This is a genomic window from Terribacillus halophilus, from assembly GCF_900101385.1.
Taxonomy (GTDB): domain Bacteria; phylum Bacillota; class Bacilli; order Bacillales; family Amphibacillaceae; genus Terribacillus; species Terribacillus halophilus.
The window spans coordinates 251,313-269,170 of sequence record NZ_FMZB01000003.1 but is presented as its reverse complement, the minus strand read 5'-3'; the positions used below and the strand labels follow the sequence as shown (position 1 = coordinate 269,170).

12 protein-coding genes are annotated in these 17,858 nt (G+C 41.1%); 8 read left to right on the top strand and 4 right to left on the bottom strand.

What is annotated here, in order from left to right; all coding sequences use genetic code 11:
• The first annotated feature begins 14 nt into the window (after positions 1 to 14).
• A complete protein-coding gene (locus BLQ53_RS07435; protein WP_093726663.1) occupies positions 15 to 425 on the top strand; it encodes a GNAT family N-acetyltransferase in 411 nt (136 codons plus the stop codon).
• Positions 426 to 1,278: 853 nt separating this feature from the next.
• Positions 1,279 to 1,578, top strand: a complete 300-nt coding sequence (locus BLQ53_RS07425; protein WP_244499281.1) for an STAS domain-containing protein — start codon at positions 1,279 to 1,281, stop codon at positions 1,576 to 1,578.
• Between the two features lie 1,146 nt (positions 1,579 to 2,724).
• On the opposite strand, the gene BLQ53_RS07415 is transcribed toward BLQ53_RS07425, so the two are convergent.
• A complete protein-coding gene (locus BLQ53_RS07415) occupies positions 2,725 to 3,813 on the bottom strand; it encodes a GntR family transcriptional regulator (protein ID WP_093726659.1) in 1,089 nt (362 codons plus the stop codon).
• 339 nt (positions 3,814 to 4,152) lie between these two features.
• Between BLQ53_RS07415 and BLQ53_RS07410 the strand changes: the two genes are divergently transcribed.
• From BLQ53_RS07410 to BLQ53_RS07395, 4 genes are all read left to right on the top strand, one after another.
• Positions 4,153 to 5,754 (top strand): xylulokinase, encoded by a 1,602-nt coding sequence (locus BLQ53_RS07410; protein WP_093726658.1) that lies wholly within the window; start codon positions 4,153 to 4,155, stop codon positions 5,752 to 5,754.
• A gap of 17 nt (positions 5,755 to 5,771) precedes the next feature.
• Positions 5,772 to 6,464: an L-ribulose-5-phosphate 4-epimerase gene (locus tag BLQ53_RS07405; protein WP_093726657.1), complete on the top strand. Its 693-nt coding sequence runs from the start codon at positions 5,772 to 5,774 to the stop codon at positions 6,462 to 6,464.
• A gap of 36 nt (positions 6,465 to 6,500) precedes the next feature.
• Positions 6,501 to 7,922, top strand: a complete 1,422-nt coding sequence (gene araA / locus BLQ53_RS07400) for an L-arabinose isomerase (RefSeq protein ID WP_093726656.1) — start codon at positions 6,501 to 6,503, stop codon at positions 7,920 to 7,922.
• A gap of 158 nt (positions 7,923 to 8,080) precedes the next feature.
• Positions 8,081 to 9,433 carry a sugar porter family MFS transporter gene (locus BLQ53_RS07395; RefSeq protein WP_093726655.1) on the top strand — a complete coding sequence of 451 codons (1,353 nt, stop codon included), beginning with the start codon at positions 8,081 to 8,083 and terminating at the stop codon, positions 9,431 to 9,433.
• Between the two features lie 219 nt (positions 9,434 to 9,652).
• Here the strand turns inward: BLQ53_RS07395 and BLQ53_RS07390 are convergent, their stop codons facing one another.
• Positions 9,653 to 10,549 (bottom strand): CPBP family intramembrane glutamic endopeptidase, encoded by an 897-nt coding sequence (locus tag BLQ53_RS07390; RefSeq protein ID WP_093726654.1) that lies wholly within the window; start codon positions 10,547 to 10,549, stop codon positions 9,653 to 9,655.
• A gap of 405 nt (positions 10,550 to 10,954) precedes the next feature.
• Positions 10,955 to 12,400 carry a DEAD/DEAH box helicase gene (locus BLQ53_RS07385; RefSeq protein WP_093726653.1) on the bottom strand — a complete coding sequence of 482 codons (1,446 nt, stop codon included), beginning with the start codon at positions 12,398 to 12,400 and terminating at the stop codon, positions 10,955 to 10,957.
• Positions 12,401 to 12,792: 392 nt separating this feature from the next.
• On the opposite strand from BLQ53_RS07385, the gene BLQ53_RS07380 reads away from it, so the two are divergent.
• A complete protein-coding gene (locus BLQ53_RS07380; protein WP_093726652.1) occupies positions 12,793 to 13,290 on the top strand; it encodes a GNAT family N-acetyltransferase in 498 nt (165 codons plus the stop codon).
• A 27-nt stretch (positions 13,291 to 13,317) separates the two neighbouring features.
• Here the strand turns inward: BLQ53_RS07380 and BLQ53_RS07375 are convergent, their stop codons facing one another.
• On the bottom strand, positions 13,318 to 15,024 hold the full coding sequence (locus BLQ53_RS07375) for an Rqc2 family fibronectin-binding protein (protein ID WP_093726651.1): 1,707 nt from the start codon (positions 15,022 to 15,024) through the stop codon (positions 13,318 to 13,320).
• A gap of 88 nt (positions 15,025 to 15,112) precedes the next feature.
• Between BLQ53_RS07375 and BLQ53_RS07370 the strand changes: the two genes are divergently transcribed.
• A complete protein-coding gene (locus tag BLQ53_RS07370) occupies positions 15,113 to 17,755 on the top strand; it encodes a cation-translocating P-type ATPase (protein WP_093726650.1) in 2,643 nt (880 codons plus the stop codon).
• Positions 17,756 to 17,858 lie beyond the last annotated feature (103 nt).

The window sequence follows — 17,858 nt, the reverse complement described above, 5'->3', positions numbered from 1 at the left end:
CTGACGGAGCATCTATGAATTATTTGCACCCAATGAGCAAAGAAACGGCATTATTGTATTGGGATTCTATTCTTTCAGAGCAAGTACGACTATATATTGCATTACTTGATGGCGAAATTACCGGTACCGTTCAGTTGCACTACAGCGACAAAGAAAATGGCCGCCACCGCGCAGAAGTAGCTAAGTTGATGACCAGTACCAAAGCCAGAAGGAAAGGCGTCGCGAGAAAATTGCTTCAGCATGCTGAGCGAGCAGCAAAGTCAGATGGCAAAACACTGCTCTTGCTTGATACGGAAAAAGAAGGACCAGCCAATTTGCTTTATCAGTCTGAAGGATATGTACTGTTTGGAGAAGTACCGGATTTTGCGCAGGACGCATTTGGCACGTTTCTAGCTGGTAATTTTTATTACAAGTTAATAGGATGAGCTTTAGCTTTTATAATGAGTAGTTGTGGGTTGCTTTTCTGGGATGGCTTTTGGTATAAATCAGCATTTATTCCGGCTGGAGTTTTGTTGGTTATTACTGAAAAAAGATAACATCGCATCATTGACTGATATCAAGGTTGATATCAGTCTTTTATATGGCCTCCTTAAAGCTTTGAGTAAAGGAAGCTGGCTAAATAGGCATTGAATATAGATGATGGATGAGGATCGTCACATCTAATCATTACGTCTTCAAAAATGCGCATCTACCGCGACTGAAGGTAGAATGTTTATTGAACTTATAAAACAAGGGAGACGTAATGACGGCAAACGAAAAAAATTGCAAGTTGCAGCAGATAAAGATTTAATGAATTTCTTTGTGCTAATATTGAAAAATTGAATAGTGATTGGTTTGCTGGGCTTAACAAGAACGAAGGAGTTTATGGTTCAGATGATCAAGCAGTTATAGATGCATTACTAGAACAGAACAAAGCCTTTCATAAGCATTTTTGTAAATTCCTGAAAACACGTTATCTTATGAAGTATTTGAAGAGTGGATAGTGGAGATTTCAAAAGATGAGGAGCACTTGAGAACGCCGATTGAAGACATTATAGATGAATTCACTAGAACAGAATCAAAGTACTTAGAGCTTATGGAAGACTTCACGGAGAAACATGATTTATGTGGTAAAGAGTCACTTCGCTATTCGAAGAAGATAACTAAGCATTTAATCAAGTCATAGTTTGGTTTACTAGAGAAAATGCCAAATAAGCTAAATTTAAACTAGCTACTCAGCAAACGATGATCCTGGAACTCAGTACGCCTGTTATTTTATTGACGGCGGAGGTCGCGTTGTTGCCTCTTGTTGGTGAAATTGATACGAATAGAGCCAAGTATATGCTGGATAATGTCCTTGCGCAATGTGCGAAGTTAGGGGGAGAGTACTTATTCACCGACATGTCTGGTGTCGTAATAATAGATACGGTGGTGGACCACAGAATATTTAATATAGTGAATTCTTTAAGACTATTGGGAGTGGAAACTATCTTGTCTGGAATTAGACCTGAGATAGCACAGACGGCAACGCAATTAGGCATTGGGTTTGACGTTAAAACTACGCAGTCTTTGCAAGTTGCGGTAAAACGATATATCTAAAAAATATAAACTCTCCATTTCAAATCACTTGTAAATGGAGAGTTAGTTTTTAGGTTATATTGTATTGCTCTTTTCAGTAACATAATGTCTTGATAAATATGCTTTTTAATCATATCATCTGGGCATCTTTCAAAATCATGCATTAATCGGACTAGCTCCCTATTAAAAAGTTCCATTTCAGATAAGTGCACGCGTCACTATCTCCCTAACTTTACTATGATACCCTTTCCTAACAAAGTTAAACTTTAACCTTATTGGAATATAAAGTCCGAACTTCTCAGATTATCTATCTTTTTCGATATAATGTTATTTAGAACTTTAGGTATGTTAAGCACTTTTATACTTGGTTAACGTTGATCGAATTGGCTGAACCTTTTGAAGCTCAACTTTCCATGGGGAGAAAGAGGGGGATACTTGAAACACTACAGCTGACCAGGGTGATGAATCGGTAGATATTCACGTAAATCAAATTGTAGCAAAACTAGCTGAAGTACTGAAGACGAAGTGTAAGCTGCTTCATACACCAGTAAAAGAAAGAAGCATGTCTTCTTAATGGGTTTCCTCTACCAATAATACTTCAGACCGATATGGATACTCTTCAGCCATTTGACCAACTTTTAGTAGGCTTAATAACCTTGTTCAATCTTAATACAGAAAAAAGGCTGTACATTACTGAGTGTACAACCTTTTTTTAGATTATTCGAGAAAATATTCCTTAATCTTTTTCAACCATTGTTATGTTAACGTATATTAAGATAATTAGATTTAATATTAACATAATTTCTAATGCAGTTGCACTCCATGACCACGAAAGAGTGAAAGGTACAAGGATTAAAACAGCACCTGTAATTAAATAGAAAGAGCTTACGAGATTAATAAATCTTTGCCTTTGTTTGCGTATACGTTGCTGATTATATCCTCTAAGAAGATGTAATTTTTTTTGACTGCAACTAGATAAGCTAGAGCAATAAATAGAATACCGAGTAATCCAGATATTATTTGAATTTGCATGTAATCACCTCATGTATTATACGTTTAAGTATATGAAAAGATTATAAATAATACACCACGATTTCAACTAAAAGCTATCCTATATCGTAATCACCCATAAATGAAGAATAGGCTCATTTAGTTTAGGTATTTATATTAACTTTTTTTTACGTTAATATCTTTTACCGTCTCGCCTTCCATTAATACAGGCTGATAGAAGATTTCGTTTGGCATATCTTTCTTTCCTTGAAGCTTCTTAATGAGCCAGTTAGCTGCATCACGCCCCATTTGTTCTTGTGGATGCGTTAAAGTAGTCAGTTTAATAGTAGCGTTTTTTGCAATATAGGAATTATCTTGCCCGATAATTGATAAGTTGTCTGGTATCGCAATATCAAGTTGTCTGCATACATTTACTACTTCTAAACCAACTTCATCGTTGTAGCAAATAATCGAAGTTAAAGCATCTTTCTTTTCTGTTAAGAATTCTCTTAAATTTTTATGCAAGTCTTGCTTTGTTTCTGTATTAAAAGAGAGCACATGCTCTGGACGGAAAGGTAATTTTGCTTCTCCAAGTGCTTTTATATATCCTTTCATTCTGTACTTGCCTTGTAAATCATCCATCTTGGAAACAAGTCCTATTTGTGTATGTCCATTACTTATCAAAAACTTTGTGGCAAGATAGCTTGATTTCACATCGTCCAAGCATAGGAAAGGAACATCTAATTCCTCATAGTGGGCGTTAATCATAATGAAAGGGATGCCTTTTTCCTTAAAGGAAAGGTAGTAAGCAATATTAGGGTTGTAAAGATTACTTTTTGTCGGCTCAACAATTAAACCATCCACACCGTATGACAGCATCATCTCTAAAGCTTTCTTTTCCTGTTCCACATCGTTATTTGTACTTGCTAACAGCAAAGAGTAATTCTCTTCATTTAAACGTCCTTCAATTCCTCTGATAATCGAAGGGAAAATATAATCAGAGATATATGTAGTGATTACACCGATTGTTTTGTTGTGCGGCTTGCCAACATTATGGTAATCGTTAACATAAGTTCCTGATCCTTTTTCACTTCGCAAGTATCCTTCTGTTGCTAATTCTAAGATTGCCTTTCTAACTGTATGGCGGCTGACACCATATATCTCCTGCATAGCAGATTCGGTCTGTATCCGTTCTCCAATACTGTAATCTCCCGATAGAATTTTACTTTTCAAGTCTTCCATGATGATTTGATATTTCGCCTTCATCTTATCACTTCTTTTCTGGTTGTTGTATGCAATCATATACTTAAAATTTAAAATTTGTATGGACATATTTTAACATAAGCAAAAGAGACATAAAAGTATGAAATCAAACCTTTGTTTTGGTAGGAAATCTTATTAAATGTAAAAAATACTCGATATAATTATCTGCAAAAAAGAAATGAAGAACGTTAACTACGCTTTGCAAATCAGAAATCCCGAATTGACAGTACCTATTTTAAAATTATTGACATTTGTACGTACAGAAAATAAACTGGGGGTAGCTTTATTTGAAAGCGCATTCTTTTAGCTGGTATTTAAAAGAGAGGGAGGTATCGGAATAACATGAATCGAGCAGCTATTGCACAAGCCATTACAAATGGGGAAACATCACTAGGCATAGAATTTGGATCTACGCGCGTTAAAGCAGTTCTCATCGATAACAATTTTCAGACGATTGCTTCGGGAAGTTTTGAGTGGGAGAACCGTTTGGAAGATGGCTATTGGACGTACAATCTGGTGGATATTATTACAGGTCTACAGACGGCATACAGTGAAATGAAACAAGAAGTTGAACGGATATATGGTGTTACAATTCGAACAATCGGAGCCATCGGATTCTCTGCCATGATGCATGGATATATGGCATTTGATAAAACGGGAGAGCTGTTAGTTCCTTTCCGAACATGGCGAAATGCCACAACTAGTGCTGCTGCAAAAGAGCTGACCGCAGCATTTCAATTCAATATTCCTGAAAGATGGAGCATTGCACATCTTTACCAGGCTATTATGAATGACGAGGATCATCTGCCGCGCATAGATGTTGTAACGACATTAGCCGGTTTCATTCATTGGCTGCTAACTGGTAAGAAAGCAATAGGCATTGGAGATGCATCGGGGATGTTCCCGATTGATGAGACAACACAAGATTATAACGAAGAAATGGTAAGGAAATTTGATGAAATTATAAAAGATAAAGGTTACCCATGGAAGCTATTAGACGTTTTACCAAAGGTTTATAATGCAGGCGAACAAGCTGGTGTCTTAACTGATATTGGGGCGAAGATTCTGGATAGGTCGAAGAATTTACAGGCAGGCATTCCGATTTGTCCCCCAGAGGGTGATGCAGGTACCGGAATGGTCGCCACAAATAGTGTCAGGAAGCGGACAGGGAATGTTTCTGTCGGAACTTCTGTTTTTGCCATGGTTGTATTGGAGAAGGAGCTTAAGAAGGTTTATCCAGAAATTGATTTGGTCACAACTCCTACCGGAAGCCCAGTAGGAATGGTACATGCAAACAATTGTTCAAGTGATATGAATGCATGGATGGGATTATTCCGTGAGTTTACCGAAGCAATGGGTATAAAAACGGAGCCAAGTCTTATTTTTGAAGTAATGCTAAACAAGGCATTGCAAGCAGATCCGGATGGCGGCGGGCTGCTTAGCTACGGCTATTTATCAGGGGAGAATATTACCGGGTTCGAATCAGGCCGACCATTGTTTGTTCGTTCACCAGAGAGTAACTTCAATCTAGCAAACTTTATGCGAACGCATTTATTTACGGCATTTGGTGCACTGAAGATTGGTATGGATCTTTTACACAAAGAAGAAAAGGTCTCAATAGACAGCATCGTTGCGCATGGCGGACTCTTTAAGACCCCAATTGTCGGTCAAAAAATGGTAGCTGCTGCTATGAATGCACCTGTCTCTGTTATGACAACAGCAGGAGATGGCGGAGCGTGGGGAATGGCGTTGCTTGCTTCCTACATGATAAATAGCACGGAAAAAGAGAGTCTAGCGGATTACCTTGATCAAAAGGTGTTTGCATTCATTGATGGGCAAGAAATATATCCAGACGCATTTGATGTGGAAGGGTTTGAACAATTCATTGAACGATATAAAGCAGGCTTAGAAATTGAGAAGGCTGCGGTCAACTATCTCATATAAAGTTTGGAGGAGCTGCAATGTTAGAACATTTGAAAGAAGAAGTTTTTCAAGCAAATTTAGACTTACCGAAGCATGGACTTGTGAAATATACTTGGGGGAATGCAAGCGGCATTGATCGGGAGCGTGGTTTGTTTGTTATCAAACCTAGCGGCGTTGATTATGACAAGCTGAAACCGAACGATATGGTTGTCGTTGATCTTGATGGCAACGTAGTAGAGGGAGAACTGAATCCATCTTCTGACACAAAAACACATGCGGTTCTTTATAAGCACTACCAGGAAATTGGCGGAATTGTCCATACACATTCAACTTGGGCGACAATCTGGGCGCAAGCCGGTCTTGATGTGCCAGCAATGGGTACGACTCATGCTGATACATTTTATGGTGCTGTTCCATGTGCACGTTTCTTGACACAGGAAGAGATTGACCGCGGATACGAAGCAGAAACAGGTTATGTCATTATTGAAACATTTAAAGAGCGCGACTTGAATATTTTGGAAGTTCCAGGTGTGCTGCTACAAGGACATGCGCCGTTTACGTGGGGCAAAGATGCGAAATCGGCTGTAATGAATAGTGTAGTGCTGGATGAAGTAGCGAAGATGAATTTGTTTGCTCGAGAATTAAATCATTTTGCGCCCGAATTACCGCAGCCAATATTAGATAAGCATTATTTACGGAAGCATGGCAAAGATGCCTATTACGGACAATAAGTAGAAGCTAACATCAACGATAAAGGAGAAATTAGGATGCAAATAAAGAATAATGTATTTTGGTTTGTTGTCGGGTCACAGGGTCTCTATGGGGAAGAGTCATTAGCTGAGGTAAAAGCAAATGCGCAGACGATGACAGATGCATTAAACGATAGCGGTGTACTGCCTTACCCGATTGTACTTCAGGACTTAGCTGTAAGTGAAAATACGATTACAACTATCATGAAGGAAGCCAATTATCGTGATGAGGTTGCTGGAATTATTACGTGGATGCATACCTTCTCACCTGCGAAAATGTGGATTCGTGGGACAAAACTATTGCAGAAACCGATGCTCCATTTGGCCACACAATACAATGAAAGAATTCCATGGGAAACAATTGATATGGATTTTATGAACTTAAATCAGGCTGCTCATGGAGATCGAGAGTATGGATTCATTAATGCACGCTTGAAGAAGCAAAATAAAGTGGTGGCAGGGCACTGGAATAGACAAGAAGTGCAGCAGGAAATCGCAGATTGGATGGACGTAGCAGCTGCTTATCGAGAGAGCTTTGACATCAAGGTTGCTCGATTCGGAGATAACATGCGCAATGTGGCAGTAACAGAGGGGGATAAGATTGAAGCCCAAATTCAATTTGGCTGGACGGTTGATTATTACGGTATTGGAGATTTAGTACAGTATGTCGACGCAGTGACGGAGGAAGAGATTAATGCACTATTCAATGAATATAAGGATCTCTATGACTTTGAGTATGGCGATTATACAAAAGAAGAGTGGGAAGCTAGCGTAAAAGTACAAGCAAGCTATGAAATTGCTATTAAACGTTTCTTAGATGAAGGTGGATATTCAGCTTTCACTACAAACTTTGAAGTTTTATATGGAATGAAACAGCTTCCTGGACTTGCTGTTCAGCGTTTGATGGAGCAAGGATATGGCTTTGCTGGAGAAGGAGATTGGAAGACAGCAGCCCTGGATCGTTTACTCAAAGTGATGAGCCACAACAAATCTACAGGCTTTATGGAAGATTACACGTATGAGATGGCTCCTGGCCGGGAGTCTGTTCTGCAATCTCACATGCTTGAGGTAGACCCTAGCCTTGCGAGCAATAAACCGAAGGTAGTTGTTTCTCCATTAGGTATCGGTGATCGTGAAGATCCGGCACGTCTAGTATTTGATGGTAAAGCTGGAGAAGGTGTTGTTGTATCAATGGCTGATTTTGGTACGCATTTTAAGCTATTAATCAATGAAGTGTCTGCATTTGAACCAATGGTTCCTGCACCTAAACTTCCGGTGGCTCGGGTGCTTTGGGAAATTAAGCCGAACTTCCATGATGGGATAAAAGCCTGGATTGAAAATGGCGGCGGGCATCATACCGTGGTGTCGTTAAAGCTAACGACAGATCAAATTATCTCGTATGCAAAATTAGTCGGCTTGGAATATGTTGTAATTAAGTAAGTTTACATCTCTAGGCGACCATGCTTCCTAGGAGACAATATCCGCATCTAAGAGTAGCATAGCAAGGTTATCCTGATGAATTGAATTAAAATGAAAGCGTTTTAGATAAATGGAATTTACCTTACACAGAGGGTCAACACTTAAAGGAGAGTATAAACATGAGTAAAGTATCAAGTAAGTTTATCTTTTTCTTCGGTTCTTTTGCTGGTATCTTGTTTGGATATGATATAGGAATAATCGCTGGTGCGGAAGGCCCCATTCATGATGAGTTCAATTTAAGTCCATTGTGGCTGGGAATTGTTGTCTCGTCTTTGATGGGCGGCGCGATAATTGGATCAATTTTAAGTGGCTTATTAGGAGATCGGTTCGGACGCAGAAACATTATTCTTGTTTCTTCTGTTATTTTCTTAGTTGGTTCAATCGGATCAGCCATAGCTCCAGAAGAAATTACTTTAACGATATCACGCATTATTTTAGGTATTGCTGTCGGTACAGCTTCATCTTTGGTTCCTGCATACATGTCGGAAATAGCTCCTGCAAAAGTACGTGGAAAACTTTCAGGTTTGAATCAATTGATGATTGTAAGCGGGATGTTACTAAGCTATATCGTATCTTTCATTTTTGAACCAGTTCCAAACAGCTGGCGCTGGATGCTTGGCAGTGCAGGTGTTTTTGCGATTGTACTTTACTTTGGCGTATTAAAGCTCCCGGAATCACCGCGCTATTTAATTAAAAATGGGATGGCGGACAAGGCACGAGAAGTATTAACTTCGTTGCGCGGATCAAAAGCTGAAGTAGATGCTGAAGTTGCAGAAATTAATAGTATTACGAAATACGAGAAAAAAGGTGTTCGCCAACTATTCCAGAAACGATTTCGTATGGCATTAATAATCGGGATAGGAATAGCAACCTTTCAACAAGTCCAAGGTTCTAACTCTATCGTTTATTATGCAACAAGTATCGCACGTAATGTGGGGTTAGCACCGCAGGTCGCTGCTGGATTTACGGTTATTGTCGGTGTGATTTTCGTTGTAACAACGATAATTTTCTTACAGTTTGTGGACAAGTTTAATCGCCGTGCTATCCTAACCGTCGGTGGTACGGGTATGGCGCTTTCCTTCTTTGCTCCTGCAATTCTCGAGATTATTGGATTAAATGAAAGCGCACTCAACTGGATCACTTTAATTTCCTTATGCAGCTTTATTTTATTTTATTCGTTTTCTTGGGCGCCCTTGACTTGGATAATAGTCGGGGAAATTTTCCCGCTATCTGTACGCGGAATTGGTGCTGGAATTTCTTCGGCCTTTAACTGGACAGGTTCCTTGGTCGTCGGTCTCGTATTCCCTATTCTTGCAGACCAATTTAGCTTTGGTGTTATCTTTTCCTCCTTTGGTGTCATATGCGTCTTGGGCTTGCTCTTTGTCCGATTTGTCGTTGTCGAAACAAAGGGACGCAGCCTGGAGCAAATTGAAGCAGAGCTCACTGCACGTTCTGAGAAGTCGGCTGGTTAATTGATTTAGGGGTTTATTTGCAAACGTTTCTAACCTATATGGTGAAAAGTACTTTAATGAAGCCACATTTCAACATTCTGCGGCTTTTATCACGGATACATCGCTTTTAACGAAGAGTCTTTTACGCGGAGTGACAAGATAGATGACTTGTTTATGCTATAGTTTGGAAAGAAGATACAGGAAGAGGTTCCGCTTGCTAGCGGAACTCTTTTTGTGTTATTATATCCGATTTCCCTCATTGTTCATACGTTTTCCAAATCTAGTTTTTACCGTGATGACATAAAAAGTAATAATAATGATGGAAGACATAAGGGCACTGTAAAACGGAGACTCATCTAAAACTACAAATAGGGATGGGATTTCTCCAAAAACATCGTTATCCGAAGTAAAGAATAACGCCAGGAAGACGTTGTTGGCTGCATGAGCACCAATGGATAATTCAGCTGAATTGCTTTTTACCGCTATATAGGTAAGCATAAAGCCAGTAAATACATAATCAAAACCTACGAATAATGCTCCGTCACTCATCTCTGGATTGGCAAAATGCAGAGAACCAAATATGCCTCCTACGATAATAGATAGTAAAATAGGATTTTTTAATCCTTTACCTAACCATTGTAGAATAAATCCTCTAAATACTAATTCTTCACAAGTTGTCTGGATAGGTACAAGTAATAATGCAATCAGCAACAGCCAAATATAATTTGAGATATTAAAGTCATGCAAGGTAAAATTATTTGGAAATACTAGAAATTCTACGATGGATGAAATCGCCATAAGACCAAAGAAAATGAGAAATCCAAATACGATCCGCTTCCAATTAATTTTTCGATAAGGGGTAATAAGTGTTCTGAATGGACGCTTAAGAATGACTTTCATGCTGAACCAGAGACCCATCAACCAAAAAAGATAATCTATATGTGACAAGGCCAAGTCTAATATCGGGTTTCCTAATGTTAACTCAGGCGTATCCAGTGAGGCTGGTTCAATTACAAAAAGTAAAACGAAATAAGCAATGCCGCTTAAAATCATAAAGAAGAAAATCGACAACAAAGATAATATATATCGCCAATTGCTGTTTTTTCCTTGTTGCATGCTAATAAATGATTTTTTCACAATGTAACTCCTTTTTATGTATAACAAGGTGTCTGTTTATGATTTTCTAATATCACTCATATTTGGTAAGTATAAGTAATATTACCTTTATAATTCTAATTAAATAGACTGCTAGATTCAATTAAAAAATCGAAAGGAGCGAGACAAATAAATCTTGTTCTTTATCCTTATCTATAAAAACTACTCGGTATTTATCTTTGCATATCCCCTTTGATTTATACTCTTCCGTACCTACTTCCTTTTTATAAGTTACTAACAGGTTAGGCATAATTGTTGAGGCCATACTACAGGAAGGAGGAGAAGTACGTGTTCCTACTTAATTTATATGATTGTAAAGAAGAATATATAGACAAAAATCTCCCTCCATTAAAAGTGAGGGAGATTTAAGTATGCTTTTATAATTTACTATTTAATCGCCTTACTAACCTTCAACTTCTTACCCTTAACAGTCGTATTCTCCATAGCCTGCAAAACAATCGAGCCTTTACCGTTCAGAATATCCACATATGACATGTTATCCTGAATCGTTATAATGCCGATATCCTCTGCTGTGACACCGGGGATCTTTGCAATCGTCCCGACAAAATCAACCGCACGTATTTTCTTCTTTTTCCCGCCGTTGAAATGAAGCTTCATGATATCTTGATTGATGCGGGCGGTTTTATTATTTCTTACAATACGTTTGCTGTTAAGTTTATCTTCAAAAACATCTTTTCCAGCCGCCACTTCTAGTTTGGAAGGAGCTTTTGCAACTGGTATCTCAAAGCCGATATATTTTTCAATTGCATGAACGAATTTACCTTCATGAGGTGTCGAGAATGTAATGGCTGTGCCTTTGTTTCCGGCACGGCCGGTTCTGCCAGTTCTGTGCACATAGGACTCTTTTTCCATCGGAACGTCATAATTGATGATGAGTTTGACATTATCAATATCAATTCCTCTGGCAGCTACATCGGTAGCTACTAGATAGCGGAAGTTCCCCCTCTTAAAGCCTTCCATGACAGTAAACCGGTCTTCTTGTTCCAGCCCGCCATGGAGTCGCTCGCAAGGATATCCAGCTTGATTCAGTTCGCTGTACACATTGTCGACGTTTTCTTTGGTCCGGCAGAAAATCATGCAGCTGTCTGGATTTTCTACAATGGTTACGTCCCTAAGGAGAGCAATCTTTTCTTCTTCTCTTACCTCTATTAAAGCATGTTCAATGGTAGAGGCCGTTACCCCTGTTGAAGCAATTTCAACGTGTGCTGGATTCTTCATATATTTATGGCATAGATTCTCAACATCTGTAGGCATGGTAGCAGAGAAAACCATTGTTACTCGATCCGAAGGCAGCGCCTTGATGATCGCTTCGACTTCATCGATGAAACCTCTATTGAGCATCTCATCCGCTTCATCTATGATAAGATACTTTATTTGATCCAAAGCAAGTGTTTTCCGTTCAATATGGTCCATGACCCGTCCAGGCGTACCAATGACGACATGCGTTTTTTGATGCAGTTCATCCTTCTGTTTCTTAAAAGGTTCTTTTCCATAGACCGCTACGGCTTTAATGCGTTTAAACCTTCCGATATTCGTAATATCTTCGCGCACTTGAACCGCAAGCTCCCTGGTTGGGGTAAGAATCAAGGCCTGTGGCTTTTTTTCCACCCATTCAACCATCTCAGCAATAGGAATGCCAAAGGATGCAGTCTTGCCGCTTCCTGTTTGTGCTTTAACCACAAGATCTTGATTTTCCAATGCTAATGGAATGACTTTACTTTGAACTTCTGTTGGAGTTCTATATTTTAATACGGATAAGGCTCTTTTTATTTCTTCGCTAACGTTATAATCAGCAAAACTTTCTTCAGTCATTTTCTAACCTCTTTTTTTGTTTTTTCATCATATGTATAGAATTATCTCCGAGATATATTGTATGCATGATCCGAATAGGCTTTATTATACTTGAAAATAGAGTCAAATCTGCTTTTATTTTAAATTTATTTATTTTAGCTAAATAGCAGCTGCTGCTCACGAAATAATCTTTCTTCAGAGTTGAAAGTCTTACTTGGACTTTCAAGAATTCATATTACGATTAACCGATAGAGAGCCAATCATTCATTTAAGGTAAGATGTCAAAAGTATGTAAGGATATGTAACATTTCATTCGTTTTCCCCACGGACTTACGTTATCTTTAACTGGATAGAGCTCAATTTATCGTAACATTCATATATTTTTACAACTTGTATGGCAAAGGGGAGTTACAATGGAAATCAAGGAAGTCACAGATATTGAAGTATATAAAAGAGAGCTGGCAAGTTTATTCCAGTCAGTAGTAGCTGCCGGCGCATCCATGAACTATTTGCATCCGATGACCGATGAGACTGCAATGAATTACTGGAATTCCGTACTTTCTCAACAGGTCCGACTCTTTATTGGGCTTATAGACTCTCAAATTGCAGGGACGGTCCAACTTCATTATAGCGACAAGGAAAACGGGCAGCACCGGGCTGAAATCGCCAAATTGATGACAAGCCTGAAAGCAAGGAGAAAGGGCGTTGCCAGAAAGCTGCTCCAGCATGCGGAGCAAGCGGCAAAGGCAGACGGCAAAACACTTCTCTTGCTTGATACGGAAAAAGAGGGACCTGCCAACAAGCTTTATCAGTCCGAGGGGTATGTATTGTTTGGGGAAGTGCCGGACTTTGCACAGGATGCATTCGGTACATATCTAGCCGGTAACTTTTATTACAAGCTAATAAAATAAGGAAGTGCGCCAACAGGGCGCACTTCCTTATTTATTTGCCAACCTTTTCACGAGAGATTCTTCTGGCGTGACATACAACGTTTTTTGCTGATCATATGTTACAAAACCAGGCTTGGCGCCATTCGGTTTCTTCACGTGCCGAATTTTTGTATAGTCGACAGGTACAGAGGAAGAAAGTCTGGATTTACTGAACCACGCAGCCAGTTTAGCTGCTTCTTCCAATGTTTCCTCGGACGGTTCTGCAGAGCGGATCACGACGTGGGAACCTGGGATATCCTTCGTATGAAGCCAAGTATCCTGTTTGTTCGCAAGCTTCATCGTCAAGTATTCATTCTGCTTGTTATTATGTCCGACGAGAATCGTTGTACCGTCGGTTGCGGTGTATATTTCCGGTTCGGGAAGATTCGGTTTTTTGTTCTTCTTCTGCTGCGTTTTAGCCTTCAGATAGCCTTGCTCCCGCAATTCTTCGCGGATTTCCTCTACATCCTGTTCCCGGGCGCCTTCGACTTGCTGGATAAGCTGATCGAGATAGTCGATTTCTGCATTGGTTTTTTCCAGCTCCAATTCAACCATCGTACGCGATTTCTTCAGCTTGTTATACTGTTTGAAATAGCTTTGGGCGTTTTCGCTCGGTGTTTTATGCGGGTTGAGTGTAATGGTGAGCTGCTGTTGTTCTGGATCATAGTAATCAATGACAACAGCTTCGGTATCCCCTTGCTTAATTTGGTGCATATGAGCAGTAAGCAATTCTCCCTGCCGCTGATAGATATCCGCTTTTTCGGCTTTTTTTAATGTATTTTCATGGATGGTAAGCTTACGGATATTTTTTTCCCGTTCATTCTTCAGGAAGCGGATCAAGTCACCAGCCTGCTGTTTGACCCGGTCACGTTCTGCTTTCCCGGAGTAGAAGCTGTCGATAAGCTCACTCATTGAATCATAATGTTCCCTCGTGCCTTCGATGGAAGCGAGGTCCATGACATAAAAGTCTTCTTTTTTTCCTCTGAAATAAGTAGGCTCATAGTCATCTTGTTTCAGCTTATTGATGAAGCTTACGAAAACTGCTGCATATTTTTCTTTATCACCCATATATGCCTGTTCGGCCAATTCATTGGCCAAAACAGGGGATACGCCTTGCAGCAGATTCAAAATTTGTTTGTTGATTTTCCCTGCATTGAAGTCCAGCTTGCGTGAAAACTCGGCTGGGTCCAGGTTAAAAGGATTCAGCTTTTCCTGGCTCGGCGGCATTTTATATGTTTGTCCCGGCAGGATGGTACGGTGCCGATTGACGCTGGAAGAGATATGTTTGATGCTGTCGATGATCATATCCGTTTCATTATCGACCAGCATGATGTTGCTGTGTTTGCCCATCACTTCCATGATGATGCGTTTTGATGTCGTGTCACCGAGCTCATCTTTACTGATGAAACTGAGCTGAATGATCCTTTCGTTTTCGAATTGTTCCACTTTTTCCAGGAATCCGCCTGCCAGATGCTTGCGCAAAAGCATACAGAACATCGGAGGGTTTTGCGGATTTTGGTAGGTATCGTTTGTAATATGCACACGTGCATAGCTTGGGTGCGCCGATAAGACAAGTGCGTGATTCTTCCCTTGACTGCGGAAGGTGAGTACGATTTCTGTATCGGTCGGCTGGTATATTTTTGATAAGCGGCCAGTTGCCAATGTGTCATGGAGTTCCTTGGCCATTGCTCTGGTTACGATTCCGTCAAATGCCATATGTTTCACCTCATTCTCTGCTAGTATAGCATTTTATCGGACAAGCACGCATACATTTACTTTAGAAATAAGGGTGGAGGTATGCAATGTGCGATGGTATCAGATTTCAGCAGATGAAACAGCTAAACAAACAAATTCCGATCCTCACAAAGGACTTAGCACAAAAGAAGTAGAGCAGCGGCTGAAGCGGGACGGAAGGAATGAATGGAAAGAGGAAAAAGGCGTTTCCCAGCTTGCACTGTTCTTTGGCCAATTCAAGGACTTCATGGTTCTGGTGCTCCTCGTTGCAACAGTCATCTCGGGATTGCTAGGCGAGTATATCGATAGTATCGCCATCCTGCTGATCGTCGTTTTGAATGCACTTATTGGCTTTTTCCAGGAAAGGAATGCCGAAAAATCACTCAGCAAGCTGAAGGAACTGAATGCTCCGATGGCCAGGGTGCTGCGGGATGGACAATGGGCAAAAATTTCGTCGGCCGAACTGGTTGTAGGTGATGTTGTGTCATTGTCAGCGGGTGATCGTGTGCCTGCCGATTTGCGGTTGGTTTCTGTCACGAGTTTGGAAACAGAAGAATCGGCCCTTACCGGAGAGTCGCTGCCGGTGGCCAAAGTGACAGAGAAACTGGAATCAGATCAGCTGGGTCCTCAGGATCAGCTTAATATCGCCTTCATGAGTTCACTTGTCACGAGGGGGAGCGGTACCGGCATTGTTATTGGCACAGGTTCCAATACGGCAGTCGGGCAAATTGCCGAGCTGCTTGTGGATACGAAAAGGAAAGAAACGCCGCTTGAGAGAAGGCTGGAGAAGCTCGGGAAGATCTTGATCGTCATCGCCTTGCTTCTTACTGCTTTGACCGTTTTGGCAGGTGTGTACCGAGGTAATCCTGTATATGAGATGCTGATTGCCGGTGTATCGCTTGCCGTGGCAGTCATTCCGGAAGGCCTGCCGGCGATCGTGACCGTGGCTCTATCACTCGGCGTACAACGCATGATCAAACAAAAAGCGATTGTCAGACGTCTGTCAGCTGTGGAAACACTTGGCTCCGCAACGGTTATCTGTTCGGATAAGACAGGAACGCTCACGGAAAATCAAATGACCGTCAAAGAAATATATCTCGATGGTAAAACCTACACGGTCACAGGTGATGGCTACGATCCATCCGGCGGATTTTACCGCGATGATAAAGAATCGAAGGAAGAAGCGCTGCAGCAATTCCTGCGTTATGGTGTGCTTTCAAGTCATGCGAAGGTATTCCGAAAAAAGAAGCGTTGGATGATTGATGGCGATCCAACAGAAGGTGCATTGGTTGTCGCAGCCAAAAAGGCAGGAATAGATGAAGGGAAGCTCTCTGAATATGATATTTTGCACGAGATTCCTTTTGACTCGAAGCGTAAACGGATGACAGTGCTGGTAAGAACGCCAGATGGCAAACAAATAGCCATCACCAAAGGTGCACCAGATGTTTTAATAGAAAAAGCTGCGTATCTCGGAGCAGATAAAAAGCTGCTTGCTGATAAAGATAAGCGGAAATTATATGAAGCGGTCGATCAAATGGCGGCCAAAGCGCTTCGGACGATTGCGGTCTGTATTCGTCAGTTCCCGGCAGGTTACGAACCGAAAGAAGAAGAACTGGAAAAAGAAATGAGCTTCATCGGGCTGAATGGATTAATCGACCCGCCGCGTAAGGAAGCAAGGGATGCTATCATCGACTGTCGCAAAGCCGGCATCAAAACGATCATGATCACAGGCGACCATGTCAAGACGGCCACGGCAATTGCCAATATGCTGCATATCCTGCCGCCGGCAGGAAAGGTAGTGGAAGGCAAAGATTTGGATCATATGTCGGATGAAGAACTACAGGCAGATGTAGATAACATGTATGTGTTTGCACGGGTTACACCCGAGCATAAGCTCAGGATTGTCCAAGCTCTGCAGAAGGTCGGTCATATCGTTGCCATGACAGGCGATGGTGTCAACGATGCCCCGGCTATCAAAGCAAGTGATATCGGGATAAGCATGGGTGTGACTGGTACAGACGTTGCCAAAGAAGCAAGTGCACTTGTCTTGATGGATGATAATTTTGCCACGATCAAAGCAGCCATCAAGGAAGGGCGCACCATCTATTCGAATATAAGAAAGTTTGTACGCTATTTGCTCGCCTCCAATGTAGGGGAAATCTTGGTGATGCTGTTTGCCATGATCCTGGCATTGCCGATGCCGCTTGTGCCTATTCAAATATTATGGGTGAATCTAGTGACAGACGGTCTGCCGGCCATTGCCCTCGGTATGGACAAGGCAGAAGATGAAGTGATGAAACAGAAGCCGCGTCATCCCAATGAAGGAATCTTTGCCAGAGGTCTTGGCACGAAAATCGTCACTCGCGGTATTTTGATCGGGTCCGTGACGATCATCGCGTTCATGCTGATGTATCAAGGGGATCCGGAAAGGCTGGTTTATGCCCAGACAACAGCATTTACTACATTGGTAATGGCACAGCTAATCCATGTATTTGACTGCCGCAGTGAGAAGTCGGTATTTGCTCGTAATCCTTTGGGGAATGTCTGGCTTATCGGAGCTGTGCTTTCGTCTATCGTGCTTTTACTGGCTGTCATCTATGTCGACCCGTTGCAGCCGATCTTCCATACGACAGACTTGGTTATGCGGGATTGGACACTGATTTTGGCTTTGAGTGCAGTGCCGACCGTACTTTTCGGTTTTATGAAAAAATAAGTTCAGAAGCATGCTGTTCGAGTGAACAGCATGCTTTTATGTTTGTCCCGTTGCTCAAGCAGGACAAACAGTTGGGATTTTGATACACTGTGACTACCATAAA

What these genes read in the sequence shown, in the direction of transcription:
- BLQ53_RS07395 (WP_093726655.1), top strand. Translation starts at nt 8,081, where the DNA reads ATGAGTAAAGTATCAAGTAAGTTTATCTTTTTCTTCGGTTCTTTTGCT.
- BLQ53_RS07385 (WP_093726653.1), bottom strand. Translation starts at nt 12,400, where the DNA reads ATGACTGAAGAAAGTTTTGCTGATTATAACGTTAGCGAAGAAATAAAA.
- BLQ53_RS07435 (WP_093726663.1), top strand. Translation starts at nt 15, where the DNA reads ATGAATTATTTGCACCCAATGAGCAAAGAAACGGCATTATTGTATTGG.
- BLQ53_RS07415 (WP_093726659.1), bottom strand. Translation starts at nt 3,813, where the DNA reads ATGAAGGCGAAATATCAAATCATCATGGAAGACTTGAAAAGTAAAATT.
- araA (WP_093726656.1), top strand. Translation starts at nt 6,501, where the DNA reads ATGCAAATAAAGAATAATGTATTTTGGTTTGTTGTCGGGTCACAGGGT.
- BLQ53_RS07405 (WP_093726657.1), top strand. Translation starts at nt 5,772, where the DNA reads ATGTTAGAACATTTGAAAGAAGAAGTTTTTCAAGCAAATTTAGACTTA.
- BLQ53_RS07410 (WP_093726658.1), top strand. Translation starts at nt 4,153, where the DNA reads ATGAATCGAGCAGCTATTGCACAAGCCATTACAAATGGGGAAACATCA.
- BLQ53_RS07375 (WP_093726651.1), bottom strand. Translation starts at nt 15,024, where the DNA reads ATGGCATTTGACGGAATCGTAACCAGAGCAATGGCCAAGGAACTCCAT.
- BLQ53_RS07380 (WP_093726652.1), top strand. Translation starts at nt 12,793, where the DNA reads ATGGAAATCAAGGAAGTCACAGATATTGAAGTATATAAAAGAGAGCTG.